We start from the raw sequence: 26,651 nt of genomic DNA, 5'->3' as shown, positions 1-26,651 counted from the left end.
GTTTTGTAAGGAAAATCAATCGTTTCTTTTTCTTATTTTTCTTATAGTAAATGTAAGAAGAAAACACATAGGGGGATTAGAAATGAGTGTTCTTGAAGTAAAAGGCTTAACAAAGGTGTATCAATCGAAAGGTTCAGTAGCGACGACTGCTTTAAATGATATAAATTTTAAAATTGAAGAAGGCGAATTTGTAGGGATTATGGGTCCTTCAGGAAGCGGAAAAACAACGCTTTTAAATTTATTAGCAACAATTGATAAGCAAACTTCAGGTCATGTGCTTGTAAATGGTGAAGAAATTAATCAAATGCGTGCAGCAAAATTAGCAGAGTTTCGCCGTACACATTTAGGATTCATTTTCCAAGATTTTAACTTACTTGATACGTTATCGATTAAAGAAAATATTATTTTACCGCTTGTAATGGCGAAGAAATCTGTAAATGAAATCGATACAAAAGTACTGGAAATTGCGAAGTTTTTAAACATCGAAGAAATTTTAAATAAAAAAGTATATGAAGTATCAGGCGGACAACAACAACGTGCAGCAGCTGCGAGAGCAATCATTCATGAACCGACGTTAATTTTAGCGGATGAGCCAACGGGAAACTTAGATTCTAAGTCAGCGAAATCATTAATGGGAGCACTTCAAGATTTGCATGAGCAAAAGAAAGTAACGATTGCAATGGTTACGCATGATCCAGTAGCGGCTAGCTATTGTGAACGCATCCTCTTCATACGTGATGGAGAGATCTTCTCAGAAATACACAAAGGAAGAACGAAGCAAGCCTTTTTCCAAGAAATTTTAGACGTACTTGCGATGCTAGGAGGAGAATATCATGAACTTTCGCCAGCTCGCGCTTAATAACGTAAAAGGAAATTGGCGTAATTATAAAGCATTCCTTATTAGTAGTTGTTTATCGATTGTCGTATTTTTCATGTATGCTTCCTTCATTTATCATCCAGATGTCGTAAGCGGTAATATTAGTATGAAGACGATGATTACAAAAGGGTTAGAATCAATGAATTACATCGTAGTCATCTTCTCAGCACTCTTTATTTTATATGCAAATTCAACGTTTTTACGAGCAAGAAAAAAAGAATTCGGTTTATTAACATTAATAGGCGGAACAAAGTCTCAACTTGGCAGAATGATTATATTAGAACAACTTATGTTAGGTAGTACTGCAATTGTAGTAGGTATCGGGATTGGAATGCTTTGTTCAAAACTATTTTTCCAAGCACTCAGTGTCTTACTAAAAGTTGATAAAACATTGCCGCTTGTGTGGAATGGAAAAGCAGTTCTTATTACAGCTGGCATATACTTTATCCTCTTTTTAATCCTATCATTGTTTAGTGTTTGGACAGTAGGACGTTTGCAAATTATTGATTTATTAAGGGAAGCTAGAAAACAAAAAGTAGAGCCGTTTGCATTTACATGGTTATGTGTAGCAGGAATAGGATGTATTATTGCAGCGTATGTCCTTTGTTTCCAAGTAACAATTATGAATTTTATAATGTATTTCTTACCAATCGTCGGACTGACAATTGGAGGAACGTATTTACTATTTACACAAGGTAGTACAGTCGTTTTAAAAGCATTGCAAAAAAGAAAACAATCATTTTATACATATCCAAACATGTTCGTCCTTAGCAATCTTATTTATAAAATGAAAGATAATGCTCGTTTTCTATTTGTTATTTCTATCATTACAGCTGTTGTTTCTTCAGCAGTTGGTACGCTTTATGTATATTTTGAAAATATGAGTGCGAAAACGATAGATCTTACGCCACATGCTATTTCATATGAGGAAAAGGGTATAAATACGCATACCATTATTAACGAGGAAAAAGTACAGGTATTATTAAAAAAGAATGGATTTGAAGATGCACGAAAAATAACCTACGTAAAACTACCTGCAACACAGAAAATAGCGTTTTTTAACAGTGAACATGAAGTGCCAACAGCGATTATTGCAGAGAAAGAATATAATGCGGAAGTGCGTAAACAAAAAAGGGAAGAAGTTAGAGAAGTTCATAATGCACCAGGTAGTGCGACGATGATCATGAGTGATATGACAAATGATCTAGTGAAGATAGATCGTGCGAAGCCATATGAAATTACAATTAATGGGCAAAAACAGTCTGTTCAGTTAAATGAACCAACTTCATATTCTGTTTTTAATGATGATGAATATCTTATTGTGAATGATCAAGATTTTGAGAAATATGCAAAGCTCGTACCAGATGAAGAAAAGACGAAATATTACGGTTATTATATTGAAGATTGGAAGAGTACTGAAGACCTTGTGTTAGATTTGAAAAAGGAAATTGCGCCAGAAAAGCAAGGAGAACTGAAAAATTCAGTGTTTGCTTATAAAGATATAAGAGAATCAGGAGCAATTACAATGTTCATCGGTTTCTTCGTAGCAGTACTGTTCTTCTTCTTCGCTTGTAGCATGACATACTTTAAATGGTTTAACGATAAAGAACAAGACCGTATTCAGTTTAAATCGTTAAAGAGAATCGGTATGACAGACAAAGAAATTCATAAAATTGCAATTCGACAAATGGGCGTTATCTTCTTTATCCCAATCTTAATCGGTACAATTCATAGTGGATTTGCTCTTCATACGTTAGGGAAAATGCTTTATATTGATTTATGGAAATCAGGTGCGATCGTAATTGGCGCATACATTGTAGCTTCTGCCATTTACTTTATGATCGCGCAAAGAGGATATTTAAAACACGTAAAAAGCTAGGGAAACCTCTAGCTTTTTGCCTATGTAGTAAGTTACAGGGGGACGATAGATGAACATTCGGCAACTAGCGCTGCAAAATATAAAGGGGAATTGGCGTAATTATAAAGTGTTTTTCTTAAGTAGTTGTTTTGCAATATTTGCGTCTTTTGCATATATGTCTATCATTGTACATCCGTATATGCAAGAGACGATGTGGTATCAAAATGTACGCTGGGGTCTTATCATATGTAACATTATAATTATTTCTTTTTTTATCATATTTATTTTGTACTCTACTTCTATTTTCATAGAAGCGCGTAAGAAAGAACTAGGGTTATATATGTTAATGGGAGCAACGAAATCTAACGTAATAGGAGTGATTATGACCGAGCAAATATTAATTGGAATGTTTGCTAATATTTTCGGTATTGGGCTTGGCATGATCTTTTTAAAGCTCTTCTTCATGGTGTTTAGTATGTTACTTCGTCTTCCGAAAGAACTCCCTGTCATATTTGACGTGAGGGCGATTGGTGTAACGTTTGTTATATATATGGTCGTTTTTATTCTATTATCTTTTATAAGTGCTTTACGAATATGGAATATAAAAATCATTCGGTTATTGAAAGAATTTCGAGCAGATAAAAAAGAGAAGAAAACATCAATGTGGCTTTGTATATTCGGCTTTATTTGTTTAGGGATAGGATATGCGTTAGCGTTACAAACGACGATGTCAACGATAGCATTCTATTTTTTTCCTGTGGCTATACTTGTCTTTTTCGGAACGTATTTTTCTTTTACACACGGCACTGCTCAAATATTAGAAATGATAAAACGAAATAAAAAGATTATGTATACATATCCGTATTTGTTTATAGTGAATCAATTATCACATCGAATGAAGGAAAATGGTCGCTTTTTCTTCATGTTGTCTATGGCAACGACGTTTGTAGTTACAGCAACAGGTACAGTGTTCTTATATTTTTCTAGTATGCAAGATATGTGGCGGGATGGAGGAGTACACTCATTTTCGTACATAGAAAAAGGTGCTTCTTCCCATGAAGTTTTTGAGGAGGAGGCGGTTGGAAAATTACTACATCAATATGGGTATGATGATTTTCAATTTATGAGTTTTGTTGGAGTGTATGCATCCTTTCAATCCAATAAGGGAGAAACAGAAGTAGCGCCGCTTATAAAGGAAAGTGAATACAATCAAGAGGCAAGAAAACAAAAGCAGAAAACGTATCATCCTAAAACAGGAACCGTTACACTTGTTTATTATAATAAAAGTAATTATCCGAATGTATATAATCAAAAAGAGATTCAATTACAAGTAATGAATCAAACGTATCCATTCGTATTTAATGGTCAGAAAGAAGGGGTGAAATTTAACTATCACCCTGCGCACATTAATGGTCTGTTCTTCGTCATGAATGATGCGGATTTTGACAGTATAGCAAATACAATTCCGGATTCTGAAAAAATGATATATAGAGGCTACACATTACCAAATATTGAAAATACGAAGAAATTAAATGAAGATTTACGGAAACATATGAAACAAGATAATAATGATGCATTTCGAAGTAATATGGAGTTATATGTGAATATGAAAGAAGGCGGCGATATTACTCTATTTTTAGGTTCATTCATTAGTATATTATTCTTTCTCACTTCATGTAGTATCGTATATTTTAAATGGTTTCATAATATTGCATCGGATCGAAAGCAGTATGGTGCGCTCTCCAAACTTGGAATGACGAAGGAAGAAGTGTGGAAAATTTCTCGTTGGCAATTGTGTATGCTATTTTTTGCGCCAATTATAGTAGGAAGTATGCATAGTGCAGTTGCGTTATATACGTTTCATAATACGTTCTTTATGGATGGATCATTAAGAAAAGTAGGTTTGTTCATTCTGTTTTATATCGCAGCATGTATCATTTATTTCTTCTTCGCTCAAAGAGAATATAAGAAACATTTAGACTAGCAAATGCTAGTCTTTTTTTAATATTCGAAATTTACATAGAAGAATATAAAAAATTATGGTATAACAGTAAGAAAACGAAAAAGAGGGGAAAAGACGATGATTCGAGTAGGATATTTAGGACCAGAGGCAACATTTACAAATATGGCGGTGAGTCGTTTTTTTCCGGAAGCAGAGCATGTGCCGTACCGAACGATTCCAGATTGTATAGATGCAGCTGCAAATGAAAATGTAGACTTTGCAGTTGTACCGTTAGAAAATGCGATTGAAGGTTCAGTAAATATAACGGTTGATTACCTCGTACATGAGCAACCACTTTCTATTGTAGGAGAAATTACAGTACCGATTCAGCAACACTTACTCGTACATCCCCAGTATGCAGAAGTGTGGGAAGAAGTATATGCTGTACATTCTCATCCACATGCTATTGCACAGTGCCATAAATTTTTAAATGAAGAATTAAAAGGGGTAACAGTTCGCGATATGACATCAACAAGCGCTGCTGCGCAATATGTGAAAGAACATCCTGAAGAAAAAATCGCCGCCATTGCAAATGAAGCAGCGGCAGAAAAATACGGATTAACAATTGTAAGGCATGACATTCATACGCACAAAAACAATCATACGCGTTTCCTTGTTCTGCATAAGAAAAAGAAAGCAGTACTCCCGAAAAACGGAGAAAATCGCGGAGAGAAAACGACGCTTATGATAACGTTACCTGCAGATTATGCAGGAGCGCTATATCAAGTGTTATCAGCTTTCGCATGGAGAAAATTGAACTTATCAAAAATCGAATCTCGCCCGATGAAAACAGGTCTTGGAAATTACTTTTTCTTAATCGATGTCGATAAAGCATACGATGACGTATTACTGCCAGGCGTAACGATGGAGCTTGAAGCGCTTGGTTTTTCTGTTACTGTGCTGGGAAGTTATTCTTCTTATTGGTTGTAAAAAGCGAGGAGGCTGTTAAACTTGCTTGAAACGAAACGTTGTTTATTAAATACAGTTCATGAATTAGATTACGAAAGTATAAAAGAACTATATTTAAATGAAGAAGTGAGAAAATATCTTGGTGGACCGCGTGAAGAAGAGTCGATTAGAGATGTTTTGAATGATATGTTGCATCCGGAAGAAAACTGTTGGTATTGGATTGTTAAAGAGAAGGAAACAAAAGCATTTTTGGGAGTAGTATCGCTCGATCCAAATGATGTTAATAAAGATATTGAAGTATCTTATCAATTTTTACCGATGTACTGGGGAGTTGGCTATGCAACAGAAGTTGTTCAGGCTGTAATTCAGTATGGTTTTCGGGAATTACATTTATCAAAAGTAATTGCAGTAACACAAATGGCTAATATACCTTCGCGTAAACTTTTAGAACGGTTACGTATGAAATTAATTCAAACGTATTATCGGTTTGGGGCAGAGCAAGCTGTCTATTCTATTGAATCAACAGAAATAATTTTGCTAGATTAATAAAATCCCACCTGCAGAAGGTGGGATTCTTTATTTCAACTTCGCAAGACGATCCTCTAACTGACCACGCCAAATATCAGCTAGTTCTGGTACAGCAAGAATCTTCTCAATGCCATCTTTATCTTTCCTATTATGAAAATAAATTTCGTTAGAGAACAAAACAGATACATTGTTTGATGGACGCTCTAGTAATGTAATTTTAGAATCTTGACGTACAGTACCTTCTTGAAGAACGCGGCATAGGTAGCCAGTAAATCCAGTTGCTACAATGCGCGGCAGTATGCCAGGGATGCCAAGACGTTTTGAAATTGTGCTACAAGGTACTCTCGATTGTGTCACTTGAATGATTGCCTCACCTAGTTGATATGTATCTCCGATGCAAACATCACGCTCTAACATATTTGTTACGGTAATGTTTTCGCCAAATGTGGAAGCTGGAAGCGTAGTTTGAAATTCCTCTTCCCATAGTGCGTAATGCTCGTGTGGGTACACACAAACTGCGCGGTCAGGTCCCCCGTGATGTTTTAAATCTGCTACATCATCACCACGGAATCCGTCTTTTGAGAGAAAGGCCTCTTCTGTAGGATCTTTACATATACCTGTTATCATTTCTTTATCTTCGCCATATTTCATTTGTTTCGGTTTACCGGTGCTAAAGTGAACGAGTTCAATTCCCATATTTGACCTCCTTTACAATTGATTACAATATTATATCATTTACAAAATAAAAGCACAGAGAATGATGAAAAACTCTGTGCTTTACATTAATTAATAAACGAGAAATCCAGCACGGTCTAGTGCCTCACAAGCAGCATCTAATTTCTCTTTAGAATCTGCTTCGATTGTATGTAAGTGAATACCATCTGTTAGTTGCGAAAGGTAGGAAGCGTTTGTGTTTTCGATTTTTTGTAAATATTGCTCTACATCAAAGCGATTACTTACCATGATCGATGCTGTTAAATCACCGTATACAGGATGCTCAACTTTTACGTCTTTAATCGTAACACCGTGGTCCACTAACATTGTAAGTTCTTGGCGTACTTCGGCTGGTTTGTGTTGGCATACAATTACGCGTTCAAAAGCTTGTTGCTTCGCTTGTGGTTTTAAATATAAATATCCTTGAGCAGTCGCAATAATGGGTTCATTTCGTGCTTTTAGTAAGGAAATATCTTGTACGATAACTTGCCTACTTACATTTGTTTTTTTAGATAACTCACTCCCTGATAATGGTTCATTTGCAGCGAGAAGCCATTGAAGAATAAGCTGACGTCTTTCTTCACCTAAAATCTTTTTTTGATCATTTTGTTTCATTATGATTTAACACCTCTATAAAATTGATTTCCAATTGTGTGTAGTGCATGAATAGTTGTATCAATTTGTTCTTTCGTTGTGTGATGTCCGAAAGAAAAGCGGACATATTGTTTTGCCTCTTCATACGTTTTTCCAATTGCGACCATTGTTTTTGAAGGTTCTTGTTTACCGACTTGGCAAGCACTTCCGGTGGAAATGGCAATACCATGACGATTACATTCTAGCATTGTATATTGACCTTCTATTCCTTTTATTGTAACCCCAATAATATGTGGTAAACAAGAAGTAGAATGACCTTCTACTTCAATTTCTAGAGGAAGTGTTTGAAATTGCTTTAAAAAATAGGATCGTAACTCTTGAAAACGGAAGCTCTCTTTCTTTTGATTTTTTAATATATGCTCTGCAGCCGTTAAAAAAGCAGCGATGCCAGGAACGTTCACTGTACCAGGGCGAAACCCTTTTTCATGAGAAGTTCCCGGAAATACTTGTTCCCAGCGCGTTTGCGGATTTATATAGCAAGCGCCGACACCTTTTGGTCCGTATATTTTATGGGCTGAAACTGAGAGACTATCAATTGACATCGTTGTAACGTCTATTGGAAGTTTACCAAATGTTTGAACACAATCCGAATGAAATAAAACATTATATTTTTTAAAAAGTGCCCCGATTTCTGCGATGTTTTGAACGGTTCCGATTTCAGAATTTCCATGCTGTACGCTTGCTAGAACAGTATCTTCCGTAATAGCTGCTTCTAAATCTACTAAATGAATTAGCCCACTTTTATCAACAGGAATTTCAGTAATTGTATAGCCTTGCGATTGTAAGGATTGAAAATAACTTCGAATCGATGCGTGTTCCATAGGTGTCGTAATAATATGTTTCTCATTTCTAGCATTTAGAAGTGATTGAATCGCAAGATAGTTAGACTCTGAACCACCGCTTGTGAAGAATACACCTTGTTCCTTCCCCACGATCATTTCTGCAAATGTTTCTCTACAAACTTGTAATAAAGAAGATGCACTTCCGCCAATATCGTGTAAACTTTGTTCGTTTCCGAAATATGTTTTTGTCGCTTGTATATATGTTTCTAAAGCTTCTTCGCTCATAGGTGTTGTTGCTGCGTAATCAAGATATATCATCATGTGAATTCCTCTCTTCAGTAAGAGTGATGTTTATTTTCGTTTTGAGAATGATATTGAAAATAAGAATTGTAAAAAAACTCTTGTCATTATTTTAAAACTATGTAAATATAGGTGTCAAGACAGTTGAAAAGTGTAAAGTAGGAGGCAATAATTATGCCAAGTGCAGATGTCTTGATTATTGGAAGTGGCGTTGCGGCACTTCGTGTTGCAAAAGAGCTTTGTCACGAAAAGAATGTGATAATTATCACAAAAAAAACAGGACGCAATAACAATACGCATTTAGCTCAAGGGGGAATTGCAGCGGCTGTTGCTGCATATGACGATCCGAGTGGGCATTTTGAAGATACATTAGTGGCAGGTTGTCATTATAACAATGAAGAAGCAGTTCGGTATTTAGTTGAAGAGGGGCCGAAAGAAATAAATAAGCTTATTACAAATGGGATGAAATTTGATGGGGATGAAAAAGAGCTCCACCTTGGTAAAGAAGGAGCGCATCGAAAACGTCGTATTTTACATGCGGGAGGAGATGCAACTGGTAAAAATTTATTAGAACATTTAATTCAAGAAGTAGTTCCGCACGTTACTGTTGTAGAGCAAGAGATGGTGCTCGATTTTATGATAGAAAATAATAAATGCATAGGGGCTTTAACACGAAATAGTGAAGGAGAGCTGAAGCGTTATTATGCTGATTATACGGTGTTAGCATCAGGCGGAATAGGTGGTTTGTATGCCTTTACGTCGAATGACGAGACAATTACAGGCGATGGACTTGCGATGATATATCGAGCTGGTGGTGAACTAGTTGATCTAGAATTTGTACAATTTCATCCGACAATGTTATACGTGGGCGAGCGATGTTGTGGTCTCGTTTCTGAAGCAGTCCGCGGGGAAGGAGCTGTCCTTATCAATGAAAAGGGACAGCGTTTTATGATGGATATACATCCCGGGAAAGATCTTGCTCCGCGTGATGTAGTGGCAAGAGCTATTCATGAACAACTTCTTGCGGGTGAAAAAGTGTACTTAAGCATCGAAACTATTCAAGACTTTGAACAGCGTTTTCCGACCGTTTCATCATTATGTAAAAAGAATGGCGTTGACCTAAAAGGGAACCTTATTCCGGTTGTACCGGGTGCTCATTTTCATATGGGCGGCGTGAAGACGAATTGTGATGGGGAGACGTCCATTTCCAACTTATATGCGGTCGGTGAAGTGGCGTGTAATGGAGTTCATGGTGCGAACAGATTGGCGAGCAATTCATTATTGGAAGGTCTTGTGTTCGGAAGGCGGACAGGAAAACACATTTTAGCTAGACCAGCACAAGAAAGAAAAAGTATATCAGAAGAGAGGGAAAAAAGTTTTATAGCTCTTAATGGTTTACCGTTGAAAGAAGAAATACAAGAATACATGATGAAGTATGTTGGGATTGTGCGAACAGAGAAAGATTTATCATATGCTACGAGATGGTTTAGTAGGTACGGTGTGAGAAATATGATATTACAATATGATGCTCTTACAAATGAAGAAATTACGCTTATTAATATGTTAACAGTTTGTGAGCTTATAACAGTATCAGCGTTGCAAAGAGAAGAAAGTATTGGTGGTCATTATCGCAGTGATTATCCAGAAAGAAATAAAGTAAGGAAAGAATTTATTCGAGTGAGAAGAAAACTACAACTTGTTTAATGAGGAGAAGAGGGGTTTTATGAACACATTAAAAGTTAAGGAAGCACTAAATAGATTTTTTCTAGAAGATATAGGAGAAAGAGATGTAACATCTCAGCTTATCTTTCCTGATAATGCACTTGCGAAAGGAACGTTTCTTGTAAAGGATACAGGGGTCTTTGCTGGGAGTTTAGTAATAGAAGAGGGTTTTAAACTAATTGATGAAAAAATTGAAGTTACACTCCATAAAAAAGATGGGGACTTAGTAGAAAAAGGTGAAATTATAGCAACAGCTAAAGGGCCTATTGCATCTTTATTAACAGCGGAGCGCGTTATATTAAATATTATTCAGCGTATGAGCGGGATAGCAACGATGACTCGTAAAGCAGTACTTACGTTAGATAGCAATCATACGCGTATTTGTGATACGAGAAAAACGATGCCGGGACTACGTATGTTTGATAAATATGCGGTAGTGTGCGGAGGTGGATTTAACCACAGATTCGGTTTGTATGATGGTGTCATGATTAAAGACAATCATATTACGTTTACTGGATCGATTACAAAAGCTGTTACATCGGTGAAAGAAAGATTGGGACATATGGTGAAAGTAGAAGTCGAAACAGAGACGGAGGCGCAAGTGAGAGAAGCGGTAGAGGCCGGCGCAGATATTATCATGTTCGATAATCGCACGCCAGATGAGATTCGTGAGTTTTCAAAAATTGTACCGAGTGCCATCGTTACGGAGGCTTCAGGTGGCATTACAATTGAAGATTTATCGAAATACGGAAAAACAGGAGTGGATTATATTTCACTTGGGGCGTTAACACATTCAGTGAAAGCACTTGATATTAGTTTTAATATTGAGGCGTGATGAGAGTGGTTTAGAGGGGGAGAATCATAAATGGGTATTTTAGAGAAAGTGCAGCCAATCGAAGTAATGTTACCAGAGCGTTATCAAACGATGTCTACATTAGAAATGGAAGAGCGTGTTCGCGAAATTAAAGAAAAAATGGGTGAATTGCTATTTATCCCAGGGCATCATTATCAAAAAGATGAAGTGGTACAATTTTCAGATGCGGCAGGGGATTCGTTGCAACTTGCACAAGTTGCGGCGAGTAATAAAGAGGCGAAATATATTGTGTTTTGTGGTGTGCACTTTATGGCGGAAACAGCAGATATGTTAACGACAGAGGATCAAGTTGTCATCTTACCAGATATGCGTGCAGGGTGTTCAATGGCGGATATGGCAGATATTGAACAAACAGAAAGAGCGTGGAAAGAGCTCGCGAAATTATTTGGGGATACGATGATTCCACTAACGTATGTAAATTCAACAGCTGCAATTAAAGCATTTTGCGGTCGTAATGGAGGGGCAACAGTAACCTCTTCTAATGCAAAACAAATGGTGTCTTGGGCGTTTACACAAAAAGAACGTCTCGTCTTTTTACCAGACCAACATTTAGGAAGAAATACAGCGTACGACTTAGGCATCCCGTTAGATAAAATGGCAGTATGGAACCCACATACAGATTCATTAGAGTACGATGGAGATATAGAAGAAATTCAAGTGATTTTATGGAAAGGTCATTGTTCTGTTCATCAAAATTTTACTGTGAAAAACATTGAAAGCGTGCGAAAAAATCATCCGAATATGAATGTTATTGTTCACCCTGAATGTTGTTATGAAGTTGTTGCTGCTTCCGATTATGCAGGGTCAACGAAATATATTATTGATATGATTGAAGCTGCTCCAGCGGGAAGTAAGTGGGCGATTGGTACAGAGATGAATTTAGTAAATCGAATTATTCAGCAACATCCAGATAAAGAAATTATGTCGCTAAATCCGTTTATGTGTCCTTGCTTAACGATGAATCGAATTGATTTACCTCACTTACTATGGGCGCTCGAGAATATAGAAAGAGGAGAAGAAATTAACGTTATCCGTGTAGAAAATCAAGTAACAGAAGAAGCGGTTCTTGCATTAAATCGTATGTTAGAACGTGTTTAAAGCGACGGGATTTCCGTTGCTTTTTTTCATACATATAATCATAACGAGAGCGAAATAGGCATACATTGTTTTGAAGAAATCATTGTGGTTTTTATGCTTATTCCACTTCGAACTATATTGAAAATAGAAGAAGTGATAAAAGTGAAAAGAAGTTAATGTTATTTAGAAAGGGTTACTTCATGAGATTTGTTACTTATAGATAAGTTATACAGGAGGGGGAAAATTTGAAAATTCATATCGTGCAAAAAGGGGATACCCTTTGGAAAATTGCGAAAAAGTACGGAGTGGATTTTGACACGCTGAAAAAAACAAATACACAGCTTAGTAATCCAGATTTAATCATGCCAGGTATGAAAATTAAAGTACCATCAAACGGCGTTCATGTGAAACAACAGCCTGGAGCGGGTTCTACGCCGCCAAAACAATATGTAAAAGAGGTGCAACAAAAAGAGTTTGCATCAACACCAACTCCACTTGGAATAGAAGATGAAGAGGAAATTACGTATCAATCAGCACCGATTACACAAGAGCCAGCTATGCAACAAACGCAAAAAGAAATGCAGGTAAAACCGCAAAAAGAGATGCAGGTAAAACCGCAAAAAGAAATGCAAGTGAAACCACAAAAAGAAATACAGGTGAAGCCGCAAAAAGAAGTACAACAAGAAAAGCCGATTCAAAAAGAAAAACCAGTTGAAAAGCCGTCTGTTATTCAAAAACCACCTGTTATAGAGAAAGTAGAAAAGCAAAAGCCAACTACGAAGGAGAATACTAAATTTTCCATTAATGTATTGCCACAGCCACCGCAACCGCCAATTAAAGCGAAAAAAGAATATAAAATTTCAGATGTAATAAAAAAGGGAAGCGAGTTAATTGCTCCTCAAATTAATAAAATGAAACCTAACAACGTCATTTCGCCGCAAACGAAAAAAGACAATATAGGAAATGTCTCACCACAAGTGAAAAAAGAAAACGTAGGAAACATAATTTCACCGCAAGTGAAAAAAGAAAATGTAGGGAATATAGTCTCGCCGCAAGTGAAGAAAGAAAATGTAGGGAACATAGTCTCACCGCAAGTGAAGAAAGAAAATGTAGGGAATATAGTCTCACCGCAAGTGAAGAAAGAAAATATAGGGAACATAGTCTCACCGCAAGTGAAGAAAGAAAACATAGGGAATATAGTCTCACCAAACGTATCAAAAGAAAATATAGGGAACATAGTCTCACCGCAAGTGAAGAAAGAAAATGTAGGAAATATAGTCTCACCACAAGTGAAGAAAGAAAACATAGGGAATATAGTCTCACCAAACGTATCAAAAGAAAATGTTACTATTCCGCAAGTAATACCGCCAAATATACAAGTGCCGAACATAATGCCAATAATGGATAATAACCAACCACCAAATATAATGCCAATAATGGATAACGACCAACCACCAAATATAATGCCAATAATGGATAACAACCAAATGCCAAATATGATGCCAATAATGGATAACAACCAAATGCCAAACATGATGCCGATAATGGATAACAACCAAATGCCAAATATGATGCCGATAATGGATAACAATCAAATGCCAAACATGATGCCGATAATGGATAACAATCAAATGCCAAACATGATGCCGATAATGGATAACAATCAAATGCCAAATATGATGCCGATAATGGATAACAATCAAATGCCAAACATGATGCCGATAATGGATAACAATCAAATGCCAAATATGATGCCGATAATGGATAACAATCAAATGCCAAATATGATGCCGATAATGGATAACAATCAAATGCCAAACATGATACCGATAATGGATAACAATCAACCGCCGAATATGATGCCGATAATGGATAACAATCAACCACCAAATATGATGCCATATCAAATGCCGTATCAACAGCCAATGATGCCGCCATATCCGCAGTATCAGCAACAAAATCCATACAATCAAATGCCGTATCAACAAATGGCGCCGCAATATACTTCTATGCCAAATTCGAATATGATGCCAATGGATAATAATATGCCGCCACTCGTGCAAGGTGAAGAAGATTGTGGATGCGGAGGAGAAAGTAGGTTATATAGCCCACAACCAGGTGGACCGCAATATGCTAACCCATTATATTATCAACCAACTCAGCCAGCATATGCACCACAGCCAGGAACGATGTATTATCAACCAGATCCACCAAATGTATTTGGAGAGCCAGTTTTGGAAGAAGAGGACGAAGAGGAAGTTTAAAAAAGGTGGGATTATTCCCGCCTTTTTTGCATTTATGTTAATTAAAAAAAATAAAGTTTTTTCATCAAGTGTTAGAAAATTCCTAGTGAAATATTAACAGTGTAAAAAACCTCTTTGTTACTCATCATAAGAGGGAGCTTTTCAGAAGAGAAGTTCATTCTAACAGAGGGGGTTTTTGTATTGAATACGAAAGTAAAAGTGATTGCTGCTTCTTTGTTAGTTACCAGTGCATTAGCTGCATGTGGTACACCAAAAAACAATAATGCTATGGATGGACGTAACTACAATTACGAGCGTACATCTTATAATGATACACACCAGTATCGTGATAATGTAGCGCGTAACGATCGCTATACAGATTATGTAACATATAAAAACGGTCGTAACGATACAGGGTACAATTATTACAACGGTCGTAACGATACAGGGTACAATTATTACCGCGATGTAAATTACAATGGGCAAATTGCTAATCCGCATCCAACTCGTAATATTACAATGAACAATTCATACATTAACAATGATGGTAAAACTGCGGAGAAAATTACGAATCGTGTGAAACGTATGAATAACGTAGACCGAGTTTCTACAGTTGTATATGGAAACGATGTAGCGATTGCGGTAAAACCACGTAATACAGCGACGAATGAAACAGCGATGGCGAACGAAATTCGTCAAGCTGTTGCAAATGAAGTTGGAAATAGAAACGTATATGTTTCTGTAAGAAATGACATGTTTACTCGTGTCGATGCAATGAGTACACGTTTACGTAACGGCACAGCTACAAACGATTTTAATCGTGACATAACAAATATGTTCCGAGATATTCGTTACGGTCTGACTGGTACAGTACGATAGCAAAACAAAAGAGGAAGGGGTAGCCCTTCCTCTTTATTCATCGTCGTCTTGTAAACGGCGTTTTTTTATAAAATAACTAACGGAGTAAGACGCTAAAAAGCATATGAAGAAAATACTACCTGTAAGAATAGCTTCAAACAGAGGTCTTTCTGGACTGAAAATAATATAAATAATAGCTATGATAATTCCAACAATAAGAGAGCGTAAAACAAGTTTGTAATAAGGAGTTAACTTTATTTCCTTTTCACTTTCTTCTACATCGATTGAAATACTTAACTGTAAATAACTAAGTACTATACTCGTAAGCATAAATAATAACCACAAGGGAGATTTCGTAATTTGATCCACTCCTTCAGTGAATCCGATATATCCTAAAATTCCAATTATACCAAGTGATTGAAAAAGAAAGGCAATACGTATGTTTTTTAACGTTTGAAGAATGAGACGTTCATCCTTTATTTTTTTCACAATATCCATCTCCAGTTTATTATGATTTCGCTGTTATATTGATTGTAACATATATATTGCATTTATCAATTTATAATTTGCACAAAGTCCGTTTGGATGAAAGAGGAAATAAAATATTTTTATAAACATGTTGCGCTTCTATCTTATTAATGTTATATTAGCAAAGCGATGAGCTAATTTACGTAAGACGAGAGATATGCTTAAGTGCTAAACACGCGAATGTGGTCGCCTGGTCTCTCGCCGTAAACGCATCAAGACGCCTGCTTTGCAGGCGTCTTTCATTTTATATGAATATAAAGAGAAGATTGGAGGAATCCAGGCTTCTCTTTTTTTGTTGGTTTTAAAGTCAGAAAATAAAGTTATTTACAAGTGCATGTAAAAGAGTTATTATTGAATGGTAATATATTACATATTTTTTATATATAGTTGGGATGAAGAGGATATGAAGAGTTTTGAATGTAGAAATACAGAAGTTGTATTAGAGAAATTTCAGGTCGTAACACCTATATTTCAGGCACTGGGAGATGAGAATCGTCAGCAAATTATTATGTTGTTATTAAAAAACAAACAGATGAATGTAACGCAAATAACAGATGAAATGGGGATTTCTAGACCGGCTGTTTCGCATCATTTGAAAATTTTAAAACAAGCAGAATTAATTGTAGCGGAGCGGAGTGGAAAAGAAATTTTTTATTCTATAGTAGCTGGAGAATTTTTAAAACAAGTGAAGGATTTACTTCAAGCGATAGAGTCAAATTACTAATTTTTTTGATCAATAAGTAAACAAGTTTAAACTTATAAACTTGTTTTGTGAAAAGGGGTAATAAGAATGAACAATGTAAATCGTATGTACGTAATTATGTTACTTGTTCCTTTATTTTGGGGTGGCTCTTTTGCAACAGCAGAGCATATTATTACAGAGATACCACCCATTACCGCAGCGACAATTCGTTTTGGCTTAGCTGGTTTTATTTTGATGGGGATAGTCTTGATGAAATCTGAGTGGGATACAAGTTTGTTAGCTGAAAATTGGCGAGGGCTATTATTTGTATCGTTAACAGGTATTTTTGGTTACAATGTTTTTTTCTTTATGGGACTTCACTATACTTCTACTATGAATGGCTCACTTATCATTGCTACAATACCCGTCTTTGTGACATTAGGAGCAATATTATTTTTTAAAGAATCTTGGAATTTAAAAATAGGAATAAGTTTAATCTTATCTCTTATTGGTGTAATAGTTGTTATTACGGGTGGTTCAGTACATAAACTTATGTCTTTATCATTTAATAAGGGGGATCTTTTATTTATAGCTGCTTTAATATGTGGGGTGTTATATAGCTTAACAGGGAAAAAAGTTATGCGTGGTGTATCACCCTTGTTAACTACAATGAGTATGACGGTATTAGGAACTGTTTTTTTAGCAGGACTTTCTCTGTATGAAGATGGCTGGGGAAAGGTTGTGACGCTTTCTTTACAGGGATGGATAGAGATGTTGTACATGGTGGTATGCGGTACGTTAATTGGATATATCGTGTTTAATAAAGGGGTAGAAGAGCTAGGTGCAAGTAAAGCTAGTATGTATTTAAATCTAACACCCATTGTGGCTACATGTATATCGGTTATATTATATGGAGCAACTGTTACATGGCAACAAATAGTTGGAATGATAATTGTGCTAATTGGTGTTTACATAGCAACGATGCAATCCAATAAAGCTATAAAGAAGGTTTCACATAATCAACGCGTTTCTAAGTAAATAGAAATAATGGAACTCTATAATTCTTAATGTGAGCATTCTATGAATTAGGGATAAAACCCCCATTTCCGGAAAAACTACAAATGAAAGTATGATTTTGCCTAGAAGAGGTGAACGGAAATGAAATGGATACTAATTGCATTGCAAGCTTTCGTTATGATGTTTTGCTTAGCTTATGGATCCGATGTGAGGGCAGAAGTAGTAGAAAAAGAACCTCAAGTTACAATTTTATTAGAGCGCATGTATGTTGATGGAGAAGTAAGTGAGGAAATACTGACAGAAAAAGTAGCGGATTTAGAAAAGTTTTTGCAGCAATATAAGGAATGGCAACTTGTTGATCGTGATGATGTACAAATTGTATTACAAAAGAAAGTTGATGATATTTCTCCTTTACTGAAAACGAGCGGTTATTTTGGTGTTTCAGAGGAAGGGATATTACAAATTTTCAAAGGGGTACCGAAAAGTGATAACGCGATCCACTCCTTTTTTCAAATTGATATGAAAAAACTTGAGAGTTATGAACGTGCGAAATTGAAACGTGGTATTCGCATAAAATCAAAAGAAGGTTTTGTGAAGACAATCGAAAAAATGAAGCAGTATGCAGTACAAAATAAGAAAAAAAGCAGCTCATGGTGAGCTGCTTTTTCTTATTTATTTTTAGCTAAAATTTCTTTTGCAATTTCATCAATCAGCATATCTTTTCCGATTGGGTTGAATGCTTTCGTATTGAAGACTTCATTTGATACTTCGTATACGTGATTGCTTTTTACTGCTTTATTGTCTTTCCAAACGGCACTGTTTTTATAGTCTTCGTACACTTTATCAGCTTCACCGCCGAAGTTTACGATAAACATTTGGTCAGGCTGGAATGCAACAAGACCTTCTAGTGATACTTGTGCCATCGTTTGTTTTAAATCTGTACCTTTTGTTGCTGGAAGTTTTAAATCGTTAAAGATGATGTCACCGTATCCGAAGCTACCGTATACACGGAAGTTTTGAGGTGTAACTGCGACGAACATAAAGTTTTCATCTTTTGTTTTTTCTTTAATTTTTTTTGATAAAGAGTCTGCTTTTTTATCGTAGTCTGCAATCCATTTGTCAGCTTTCTTTTCTTCGTCAAATAGTTTACCTACTTCTTTAAACTTACCACGCCAGTCTTCTAGATTTGTTTCTAGAACAACTGTCGGTGCAACTTTTTCTAGTTGATCATAAATTTTCAATTGACGATTGTTTAAAATAATTAAGTCTGGTTTTAAAGCTGTAACAGCCTCTAGGTCAACTTTAGGCGCCCAGTACCAGCCGACTGCCTTTACGCCGTCTAGCTTGTCCGTTAAGTGATTTTGGATTTTATCTTTATACGTGTTTGCTGTGCCAACAGGTTTATGTCCAAGGATTAATAATTCCTCTGTTGATCCAGATAAATCAACAATTCTCTTTGGATTAACTGGAATTGTTGCTTCCCCTTTAGCATGTTTTACAACTTTTGTTTTCGGTTGTTCTTTTGCTTTTGATTCTTCTTTTTGAGAAGAACAGCCAACGATAGAAAGAACAACTAGCATAATAGTAAATAAAATAAATAGCTTTTGTTTCATCCTGATGTAACCCCTTTAATTAATATTGATAATCATTATCGACCTCTGTATATTAAGGGGCTTTATACTTTCTGTCAATGGAAAATAACAGAAGTTTCAAATAGAGAACATTTGTTGGGGCATTCTCGCTTTTCTATTGTTAAATATGTTAAAATGGAATACATGATTTGAGAGGGAGAGATCGTATTTTGTTTGAATATGTTACAGGTTACGTGGAATATGTAGGACCGGAATATGTCGTAATTGATCATAATGGAATTGGTTATCAAATTTTCACACCAAATCCGTATGTATTTCAAAGAAGTAAGCAAGAAATTCGTGTCTATACATATCATTATGTAAGAGAAGATATTATGGCACTTTACGGATTTAAAACACGTGAAGAGCGTTTATTATTTACAAAGTTGTTAGGTGTGTCTGGCATTGGGCCAAAAGGCGCTCTTGCAATTTTAGCTTCTGGTCAAACAGGACAGGTCGTTCAAGCGATTGAACATGAAGATGAGAAGTTTTTAGTGAAGTTCCCGGGCGTCGGAAAGAAAACAGCGCGCCAAATGATTTTAGATTTAAAAGGAAAACTAGCAGATGTTGTACCAGATGCGTTTGTTGATTTGTTCTCAGATGTTGAAAGTTTTGATGAGAAGAAAGGTTCCTCAGTTGAACTTGATGAAGCACTGGAGGCACTGCGTGCACTTGGTTATGCAGAACGGGAAGTTTCTCGTGTTGTACCAGAGTTATTAAAAGAATCATTAACGACGGATCAATATATTAAAAAGGCACTTAGTCTTTTACTAAATGGTAAGAGGTGAGTATAATGGACGAACGTCTCCTTTCAGGGGAATCTGGATACGAAGATGCGGATTTAGAGTATTCATTACGGCCACAGACGCTCCGTCAGTATATTGGCCAAGATAAAGCGAAACATAATTTAGAAGTGTTTATTGAAGCGGCGAAAATGCGTGAAGAAACGTTAGATCACGTACTTTTATATGGACCACCTGGACTTGGTAAAACGACGCTTGCGAATATTATTGCCAATGAAATGGGTGTTAACATTCGAACGACGTCAGGTCCCGCAATTGAAAGACCAGGAGATTTAGCAGCGGTATTAACAGCACTTCAACCTGGAGATGTATTGTTTATTGATGAAATTCACCGTTTGCATAGATCAATTGAAGAAGTACTATATCCTGCGATGGAAGACTTTTGTCTTGATATCGTAATTGGAAAAGGACCGTCAGCACGGTCTGTACGCTTAGATTTACCTCCATTTACATTAGTTGGAGCGACAACACGTGCCGGAGCATTATCAGCGCCGCTCCGTGACCGTTTCGGTGTACTTTCAAGATTAGAGTATTATACAGTGGATCAGCTTTCTGCGATTGTTGAACGTACAGCAGAAGTGTTTGAAGTTGAAATCGACTCATTAGCTGCACTAGAAATTGCAAGACGTGCTCGTGGTACACCTCGTATAGCGAATCGTTTATTACGACGTGTACGTGATTTCGCACAAGTTCGCAGCGACGGAACAATTGCAATGGAAATTACACAAATGGCGTTAGAACTACTGCAAGTAGATAAATTAGGTCTTGATCATATTGACCATAAATTATTACTTGGTATTATTGAAAAGTTCCGTGGTGGTCCAGTTGGACTAGAAACAGTTTCGGCGACGATTGGGGAAGAATCTCATACGATTGAAGATGTGTATGAGCCGTATTTATTACAAATTGGCTTTTTACAACGAACTCCAAGAGGCCGGATTGTAACTCCGCTTGCATATGAACATTTCGGAATGGAGATGCCAAAAGCATGACGGAGATGCCAAAGCTGCTTATTACAGCCGGTATTTTACTCATTGTTGTTGGTCTAGCTTGGAAGTTCATTGGAAGGCTTCCAGGCGATATTTTTTTGAAAAAAGGTAACGTTACCTTTTATTTTCCGATCATTACATGTATTGTGTTAAGTATTGTATTATCTTTTATTATGTATATAATAAATCGATTCAAATAAGAAATAGGTGGATACAGTTATGGATATTAATCTGTTTGATTTTCATTTACCAGAAGAACTTATTGCGCAAGTCCCGCTTGAAGAGCGTGAAACATCAAGATTGATGGTGTTAGACCGTGAAACTGGTGATATTGAGCATAAGCATTTTACGGACATTCTTTCTTACTTACATGAGGGGGATTGTTTAGTTTTAAATGAAACGAAAGTTATGCCTGCTCGCTTGCACGGTGTAAAAGAAGATACAGGCGCGCACATTGAAGTGCTTCTTTTGAAACAAGAGGAAGGCGATAAGTGGGAAACGCTTGTTAAGCCAGCGAAACGTGTAAAAGAAGGAACTGTAATTTCTTTTGGTGAAGGGAAATTAAAAGCAACTTGCACAGGAACTGCAGATCAAGGTGGACGTCAGCTTGAATTTTCATATGACGGCATCTTCTATGAAATTTTAGATGAACTTGGGGAAATGCCACTTCCTCCATATATTAAAGAAACACTGGAAGATCGCGATCGCTATCAAACAGTATATGCGAAAGAAATCGGTTCAGCAGCAGCACCGACAGCAGGACTTCACTTTACAGAAGAGTTACTTGAGAAGTTAAAGCAAAAAGGCGTTCAGTTAGCATTTATTACACTTCACGTAGGACTTGGAACATTTAGACCGGTTTCTGCAGATACGATTGAAGAGCACCATATGCACGCAGAATATTACCATATGTCTGAAGAGACAGCGGCATTATTAAATCGTGTGAAAGAGAATGGTGGACGTATTATTACTGTAGGTACAACATCAACTCGTACATTAGAAACAATTGCGACAGATCATGATGGTGAGCTTTGTGCCGCTTCTGGATGGACAGATATTTTTATGTACCCAGGATATGAATTTAAAGCAATTGATGGTTTAATTACAAACTTCCATTTGCCGAAATCAACACTAATTATGCTTGTAAGTGCATTTTCAAATAGAGATAATGTACTTCATGCTTATAATGAAGCAGTAAAAGAAAAATATCGTTTCTTTAGCTTCGGTGACGCAATGTTCGTTGCATCTCACGCTAAAATGAGAAACAAATAAAAGGAGTAAATTATGACAGCAATTCGTTATGAATTTATTAAAACTTGTAAACAAACGGGTGCGCGTTTAGGTCGTGTGCATACGCCGCACGGTTCATTTGATACACCGACATTTATGCCAGTTGGTACACTTGCAACAGTTAAAACGATGTCACCAGAAGAATTAAAGGCAATGGATTCGGGCATTATTTTAAGTAATACGTATCACTTATGGTTACGTCCAGGTCATGAAATTGTACGCGAAGCAGGCGGTTTGCATAAATTTATGAACTGGGATCGTGCAATTTTAACAGATTCTGGTGGTTTTCAAGTATTTAGTTTAAGTGACTTCCGCCGTATTGAAGAAGAAGGCGTTCATTTCCGTAATCATTTAAATGGAGATAAATTATTCTTATCTCCAGAAAAAGCGATGGAAATCCAAAATGCATTAGGTTCAGATATCATGATGGCATTTGATGAGTGTCCACCATTCCCAGCTACTTTTGAATATATGAAAAAGTCTGTAGAACGTACGAGCCGTTGGGCAGAGCGTTGCCTAAAGGCGCATGAGCGTCCACAAGACCAAGGTTTATTCGGTATTGTACAGGGTGGAGAGTTTGAAGAGCTTCGTCGTCAAAGTGCGAAAGATCTTGTTTCAATGGACTTCCCTGGATATGCTATAGGCGGTCTATCTGTTGGTGAGCCGAAGGATATTATGAACCGTGTACTTGAATTTACAACACCACTTCTTCCAGATAATAAGCCGCGTTACTTAATGGGAGTAGGTTCTCCTGACTCGTTAATTGATGGTGCAATTCGCGGTGTTGATATGTTTGACTGTGTACTTCCAACTCGTATTGCTCGAAATGGTACATGTATGACAAGTGAAGGTCGCTTAGTTGTGAAAAACGCGAAATTTGCTAGAGACTTCGGCCCGCTTGATCCTAACTGTGATTGCTACACATGTAAAAATTACTCTCGTGCGTACATTCGTCACTTAATGAAATGTGATGAAACGTTCGGAATTCGTTTAACGTCTTATCACAACCTTCATTTTCTGTTAAACTTAATGGAGCAGGTGAGACAAGCTATTCGTGAAGACCGTCTTGGCGATTTCCGCGAAGAGTTCTTTGAACAGTATGGCTTTAATAAACCGAATGCTAAAAACTTCTAATACATAATTTAAAAGGAGGAACAAAAGATGAATCCAGGTATGATGAATATCATTATGATCGTTGCGATGTTTGCGATTTTCTATTTCTTATTAATTCGCCCGCAACAAAAGCGTCAAAAAGCAGTTGCTCAAATGCAAAACGAGTTGTCAAAAGGTGATGCTATCATAACAATTGGTGGCTTACACGGTACAATCGAATCAGTAGATGAAACGAAAATCGTTATTAAATCTGGTGGTTCACACTTAACTTTCGATCGCAATGCGATTCGTGAAGTTGTGAAAAACTAAAAAAGGCCCTGCATGAAATGTGCAGGGCCTTTTTTAGTTATTTTGTTTTGACATATTTACACCGAAAATACCACCGAGTGTACTCGCGCCCATTAATGCTAATTGGTAAAGTAACTGTGAGTTCGATAAAGTTTGAGAGAAACCTAAATAGTTAACTAGAAAAACAAGTATGGCGAATGTAAGTCCTGTTGTGAAACCTACTAGCCAGCCTTTCCCTTGCGCTTTTTTGCCAGCAATAAACCCAGACATAAGCATAGATAGAAGAGCTAGTATCAAAATAGTAACGGTTAATGTCCCTTCATTCATATTTGTAAACTTTAATAATAGAGCTATAACCATGCTAGTAATAGATGCGAGGATAAGTAGGGCAATAATACCGAAGCCGATTGCAGTTGATAATTTTTTCGTTCCATCCATTTATGAATTCCCCCTTTTTAATACAAGCATATTTTCATTTTGATCAAGTTAGACTAGTTTCTTTTTTGTAGGGGAATCTATAAATAAAAAAGGAGATGTAGAAATGGAATGGGTATCAATAATTGGCCGGACGATGCTTTTGTATATCATTATCTTAATTATTTTCCGTTTTATGGGTAAACGTGAAATTGGAGAGTTAAGTGTATTAGATCTAGTCGTATTCATTATGCTTGGAGAAATGGCCGTAGTAGCAATTGAAAATACCGATAAATCACTTTGGCATCAATTAGTTCCAATGATTTTTCTTATGTGCATACAAATCATTTTGTCAGTTATATCTTTAAAGTTTCAACGTTTTCGACATTTAATAGAAGGGGAACCGGCTATCCTTATAAATGCGGGAAAGATTGATGAAAAAAAGATGCGGAAACAGCGCTATAACATAGACGATTTAATGATGCAACTAAGGGAGCAAGGGGTCGGGGATGTGCGGGATGTGGAATATGCTATTTTAGAACCGTCAGGGAAGTTGTCTGTTTTTCAAAAACAAAAAAGTAAAAAGAGTAAAAATGATATGCCAATTTTTACACTCCCATTAATTATTGATGGAGAAATTCAATTCAATCATTTGCAAATGATTGAACACACAGATGAATGGCTCATTGGAAAATTAAAAAACTTAGGTTATAACGATATAACACAAATTTTATACTGCAGCTTTCAAAATGGCCAATTTTTTGTTGATTTGAAAGAAAACTAGAGGCTTACCAGATTAAATAGTAAGCCTATTTACTTCAAAAATGAAAGTTTCCGAATGATAGGGAGGCGACTCAACTCTTCTTTTCGAATGAGTTTGAAAGCAAAGAGGAGGAAAATATAAACGATTGTTGTTAAAGTGATTTCCCATAATGTTTGTACGCCAAGTGAATGAGAGAAAATAATATACTTATGAAGGTAAAAACCGAAGGCGCCTGCAATACCGATGGCAAGTCCTCCAAAAATATAGTCTTTTGCATAAATGGTAAATTTAATTTTCTTTAAAACAGTAGCATAGTGAAGGAATGTTACCGTCACTATATTTGCTGCGATTGCGAGAGCAACCCCCATCATTTGGAATTCTGGGCGCGAAGCGAGTGCAAAAATAACGATTAATTTTACGATAGCGCCAATAAATGTGTTCATCATAGCAGCTCTTGCTAAGTTTAAAGCTTGCAACACAGATGTAAGTGGGCTTTGAAAATAATGAAATAAAAAGCAAGGTGCAAGAAGTTGGATGAACGCTGTTGCACTGTCCGATCCATACATAAGCGTTAAGACGGGTGAAGCAAATACATATAAAATAACGACTGACCATCCACCAGTAATTAAGGAAATTCGAAGTGCTTGTTGTAAACGGTGTTCCACTAATTTGTGCTGTCTCTTTGCCATTGCTTCACTAATGGAAGGGACGAGTGCTGTAGAAAGAGCGTATGTAATAAAGGCAGGTAGTGATAGAAGCGGGAAGGCGTAACCGTTCAATATACCGTATTGCTGTGTTGCGACAGAAGCAGCAACCCCGGCAATTGCTAAGCTTTGCATAACAACGATAGGTTCAAAGAAATATGAAACGGAACCGATTAAACGACTTCCTGTAGTTGGAAGTGCGATATCCATAAGAGAATAAAATGTATTTTTGCTCTCCTTTACCGTAGTGAAAAACCCAGAGCGTATAGATAGATGTTTTTCGCGTTGGAATAAAGTAAGTAAAAATAATAAAGATGCAACTTCGCCAAGAACGGCTGATAACATAGCGCCAGCTGCAGCATATTCTACGCCGTAAGGTAAAAATAACCGAATGCATACAGCGATAATTGTAATGCGGACAACTTGTTCTAGGACTTGGGCATAAGCGCTAGGCTTCATATTTTGTTTCCCTTGGAAATAACCACGTAAAACGGAAGAAACGGCAATAACAGGGACGACAGGTAAAATAGCCATTAACGGATAGTACGTTCTTTCATCAGTTAATAATGTTTTTGCTAAAATAGGTGTGAGGAGCATAATCCCAATTGTTAAAATGATACTAATAATGGATGTAATGGCTAGCGAGACTGTTAAGATTTTTTTAACTCTTTGTTTATCGTTTACTGCTTCAGCTTCTGCTACAAATTTTGCGATTGCAACGGGAAGACCTATTTGTGTTAATGTAATTGCTAAAATGAAGGTGGGGACAGCCATCATATAAAGGCCAACGCCTTCTTCTCCTAAAATACGTGCCATTACAATGCGGTTAATGAATCCAAGGATTTTTGTAATAAAGCCAGCTATCATTAAAATAAATGCACCTTTTAAAAAGCTTTGTCTCGTCATACTCTTCTCCTACCTTCTCAAAATCAATGGAATGATTTACAATAATTTATATGCACGTATGAGACAAGAATGACAAGCATTTAAGAGAGTAAAGTATGAATGGTACTCTTGGAAGTAGTTATTGC

Annotated in this window: 26 protein-coding genes and 1 pseudogene; 20 read left to right on the top strand and 7 right to left on the bottom strand. The window is 36.6% G+C overall.

All coding sequences use genetic code 11. The features are described 5' to 3' along the window. Positions 1-82 precede the first annotated feature (82 nt). From LUS72_RS21975 to LUS72_RS21955, 5 genes are all read left to right on the top strand, one after another. On the top strand, positions 83-859 hold the full coding sequence (locus LUS72_RS21975; RefSeq protein WP_088230692.1) for an ABC transporter ATP-binding protein: 777 nt from the start codon (positions 83-85) through the stop codon (positions 857-859). After that, positions 834-2,756 carry an ABC transporter permease gene (locus tag LUS72_RS21970; protein ID WP_264448256.1) on the top strand — a complete coding sequence of 641 codons (1,923 nt, stop codon included), beginning with the start codon at positions 834-836 and terminating at the stop codon, positions 2,754-2,756. The genes LUS72_RS21975 and LUS72_RS21970 overlap by 26 nt, the downstream gene beginning before the upstream one ends. Positions 2,757-2,805: 49 nt before the next feature. Continuing rightward, entirely contained in the window at positions 2,806-4,719 is a 1,914-nt protein-coding gene (locus LUS72_RS21965; RefSeq protein WP_264448255.1) for an ABC transporter permease, read from the top strand. A 96-nt stretch (positions 4,720-4,815) separates the two neighbouring features. After that, positions 4,816-5,667 carry a prephenate dehydratase gene (gene pheA, locus LUS72_RS21960; protein ID WP_097830571.1) on the top strand — a complete coding sequence of 284 codons (852 nt, stop codon included), beginning with the start codon at positions 4,816-4,818 and terminating at the stop codon, positions 5,665-5,667. A 21-nt stretch (positions 5,668-5,688) separates the two neighbouring features. Then, entirely contained in the window at positions 5,689-6,192 is a 504-nt protein-coding gene (locus tag LUS72_RS21955) for a GNAT family N-acetyltransferase (protein ID WP_071771729.1), read from the top strand. Positions 6,193-6,222: 30 nt separating this feature from the next. Here the strand turns inward: LUS72_RS21955 and LUS72_RS21950 are convergent, their stop codons facing one another. From LUS72_RS21950 to LUS72_RS21940, 3 genes are all read right to left on the bottom strand, one after another. After that, positions 6,223-6,870 (bottom strand): MOSC domain-containing protein, encoded by a 648-nt coding sequence (locus tag LUS72_RS21950; protein ID WP_097830572.1) that lies wholly within the window; start codon positions 6,868-6,870, stop codon positions 6,223-6,225. A gap of 90 nt (positions 6,871-6,960) precedes the next feature. Next, on the bottom strand, positions 6,961-7,503 hold the full coding sequence (locus tag LUS72_RS21945) for a transcription repressor NadR (RefSeq protein ID WP_071745750.1): 543 nt from the start codon (positions 7,501-7,503) through the stop codon (positions 6,961-6,963). Then, positions 7,503-8,645, bottom strand: a complete 1,143-nt coding sequence (locus LUS72_RS21940; protein ID WP_264448254.1) for an IscS subfamily cysteine desulfurase — start codon at positions 8,643-8,645, stop codon at positions 7,503-7,505. Before LUS72_RS21940 ends, LUS72_RS21945 begins: the two co-directional genes overlap by 1 nt. A gap of 153 nt (positions 8,646-8,798) precedes the next feature. On the opposite strand from LUS72_RS21940, the gene nadB reads away from it, so the two are divergent. The 5 genes and pseudogenes from nadB (at position 8,799) to LUS72_RS21915 (ending at position 15,419) form a co-directional block, all read left to right on the top strand. After that, positions 8,799-10,328 (top strand): L-aspartate oxidase, encoded by a 1,530-nt coding sequence (gene nadB, locus LUS72_RS21935; protein ID WP_097830574.1) that lies wholly within the window; start codon positions 8,799-8,801, stop codon positions 10,326-10,328. A gap of 19 nt (positions 10,329-10,347) precedes the next feature. Then, positions 10,348-11,181 (top strand): carboxylating nicotinate-nucleotide diphosphorylase, encoded by an 834-nt coding sequence (gene nadC / locus LUS72_RS21930; RefSeq protein ID WP_097830575.1) that lies wholly within the window; start codon positions 10,348-10,350, stop codon positions 11,179-11,181. A 30-nt stretch (positions 11,182-11,211) separates the two neighbouring features. Beyond that, positions 11,212-12,318: a quinolinate synthase NadA gene (gene nadA, locus LUS72_RS21925; RefSeq protein WP_264448253.1), complete on the top strand. Its 1,107-nt coding sequence runs from the start codon at positions 11,212-11,214 to the stop codon at positions 12,316-12,318. Positions 12,319-12,542: 224 nt separating this feature from the next. Continuing rightward, positions 12,543-12,735: pseudogene (gene safA / locus LUS72_RS27340) on the top strand (SafA/ExsA family spore coat assembly protein); the annotation flags it as partial. 2,006 nt (positions 12,736-14,741) lie between these two features. Beyond that, entirely contained in the window at positions 14,742-15,419 is a 678-nt protein-coding gene (locus LUS72_RS21915; RefSeq protein WP_098361861.1) for a YhcN/YlaJ family sporulation lipoprotein, read from the top strand. A gap of 33 nt (positions 15,420-15,452) precedes the next feature. Here the strand turns inward: LUS72_RS21915 and LUS72_RS21910 are convergent, their stop codons facing one another. After that, positions 15,453-15,887: a branched-chain amino acid ABC transporter substrate-binding protein gene (locus tag LUS72_RS21910; protein ID WP_141533497.1), complete on the bottom strand. Its 435-nt coding sequence runs from the start codon at positions 15,885-15,887 to the stop codon at positions 15,453-15,455. Between the two features lie 442 nt (positions 15,888-16,329). On the opposite strand from LUS72_RS21910, the gene LUS72_RS21905 reads away from it, so the two are divergent. The 3 genes from LUS72_RS21905 to LUS72_RS21895 all read left to right on the top strand — a co-directional run bounded on the left by LUS72_RS21905 (position 16,330) and on the right by LUS72_RS21895 (position 18,282). Further along, positions 16,330-16,650 (top strand): ArsR/SmtB family transcription factor, encoded by a 321-nt coding sequence (locus LUS72_RS21905; RefSeq protein ID WP_097831044.1) that lies wholly within the window; start codon positions 16,330-16,332, stop codon positions 16,648-16,650. Positions 16,651-16,716: 66 nt separating this feature from the next. Beyond that, entirely contained in the window at positions 16,717-17,646 is a 930-nt protein-coding gene (locus LUS72_RS21900) for a DMT family transporter (protein WP_264448251.1), read from the top strand. A gap of 120 nt (positions 17,647-17,766) precedes the next feature. After that, positions 17,767-18,282, top strand: a complete 516-nt coding sequence (locus LUS72_RS21895) for a BofC C-terminal domain-containing protein (RefSeq protein WP_097830581.1) — start codon at positions 17,767-17,769, stop codon at positions 18,280-18,282. An 11-nt stretch (positions 18,283-18,293) separates the two neighbouring features. Here LUS72_RS21895 and LUS72_RS21890 read toward each other — a convergent pair whose 3' ends face one another. Continuing rightward, complete coding sequence (locus LUS72_RS21890; protein ID WP_071747451.1) at positions 18,294-19,238, bottom strand: iron-hydroxamate ABC transporter substrate-binding protein; 945 nt, start codon at positions 19,236-19,238, stop codon at positions 18,294-18,296. 188 nt (positions 19,239-19,426) lie between these two features. On the opposite strand from LUS72_RS21890, the gene ruvA reads away from it, so the two are divergent. Genes ruvA through yajC form a run of 6 tightly spaced genes read left to right on the top strand, consistent with a single transcriptional unit; the run spans position 19,427 to position 23,760 of the window. After that, a complete protein-coding gene (ruvA, locus tag LUS72_RS21885; RefSeq protein WP_000464514.1) occupies positions 19,427-20,044 on the top strand; it encodes a Holliday junction DNA helicase RuvA in 618 nt (205 codons plus the stop codon). A 5-nt stretch (positions 20,045-20,049) separates the two neighbouring features. Continuing rightward, positions 20,050-21,051, top strand: coding sequence for a Holliday junction branch migration DNA helicase RuvB (ruvB, locus tag LUS72_RS21880; RefSeq protein WP_000344469.1), 1,002 nt, complete (start codon positions 20,050-20,052; stop codon positions 21,049-21,051). Further along, positions 21,048-21,248: a DUF2905 domain-containing protein gene (locus LUS72_RS21875; protein ID WP_000138159.1), complete on the top strand. Its 201-nt coding sequence runs from the start codon at positions 21,048-21,050 to the stop codon at positions 21,246-21,248. Before ruvB ends, LUS72_RS21875 begins: the two co-directional genes overlap by 4 nt. Before the next feature lie 19 nt (positions 21,249-21,267). Then, positions 21,268-22,320 carry a tRNA preQ1(34) S-adenosylmethionine ribosyltransferase-isomerase QueA gene (queA, locus tag LUS72_RS21870; RefSeq protein WP_097830582.1) on the top strand — a complete coding sequence of 351 codons (1,053 nt, stop codon included), beginning with the start codon at positions 21,268-21,270 and terminating at the stop codon, positions 22,318-22,320. A 12-nt stretch (positions 22,321-22,332) separates the two neighbouring features. Next, positions 22,333-23,472: a tRNA guanosine(34) transglycosylase Tgt gene (gene tgt, locus LUS72_RS21865; RefSeq protein ID WP_000125371.1), complete on the top strand. Its 1,140-nt coding sequence runs from the start codon at positions 22,333-22,335 to the stop codon at positions 23,470-23,472. Between the two features lie 27 nt (positions 23,473-23,499). Next, positions 23,500-23,760 carry a preprotein translocase subunit YajC gene (yajC, locus tag LUS72_RS21860; RefSeq protein WP_097830583.1) on the top strand — a complete coding sequence of 87 codons (261 nt, stop codon included), beginning with the start codon at positions 23,500-23,502 and terminating at the stop codon, positions 23,758-23,760. Positions 23,761-23,793: 33 nt separating this feature from the next. On the opposite strand, the gene LUS72_RS21855 is transcribed toward yajC, so the two are convergent. Continuing rightward, on the bottom strand, positions 23,794-24,177 hold the full coding sequence (locus LUS72_RS21855; protein ID WP_000349126.1) for a TIGR04086 family membrane protein: 384 nt from the start codon (positions 24,175-24,177) through the stop codon (positions 23,794-23,796). 103 nt (positions 24,178-24,280) lie between these two features. On the opposite strand from LUS72_RS21855, the gene LUS72_RS21850 reads away from it, so the two are divergent. Continuing rightward, a complete protein-coding gene (locus tag LUS72_RS21850) occupies positions 24,281-24,937 on the top strand; it encodes a DUF421 domain-containing protein (protein WP_097830584.1) in 657 nt (218 codons plus the stop codon). Between the two features lie 29 nt (positions 24,938-24,966). On the opposite strand, the gene spoVB is transcribed toward LUS72_RS21850, so the two are convergent. Continuing rightward, on the bottom strand, positions 24,967-26,526 hold the full coding sequence (gene spoVB, locus LUS72_RS21845) for a stage V sporulation protein B (RefSeq protein WP_097830585.1): 1,560 nt from the start codon (positions 26,524-26,526) through the stop codon (positions 24,967-24,969). Positions 26,527-26,651: the final 125 nt, after the last annotated feature.

Origin of the sequence: Bacillus cereus (assembly GCF_025917685.1) — a bacterium.
Taxonomy (GTDB): Bacteria; Bacillota; Bacilli; order Bacillales; family Bacillaceae_G; genus Bacillus_A; species Bacillus_A cereus_AT.
This window is presented reverse-complemented; position numbering and strand designations above follow the sequence as displayed.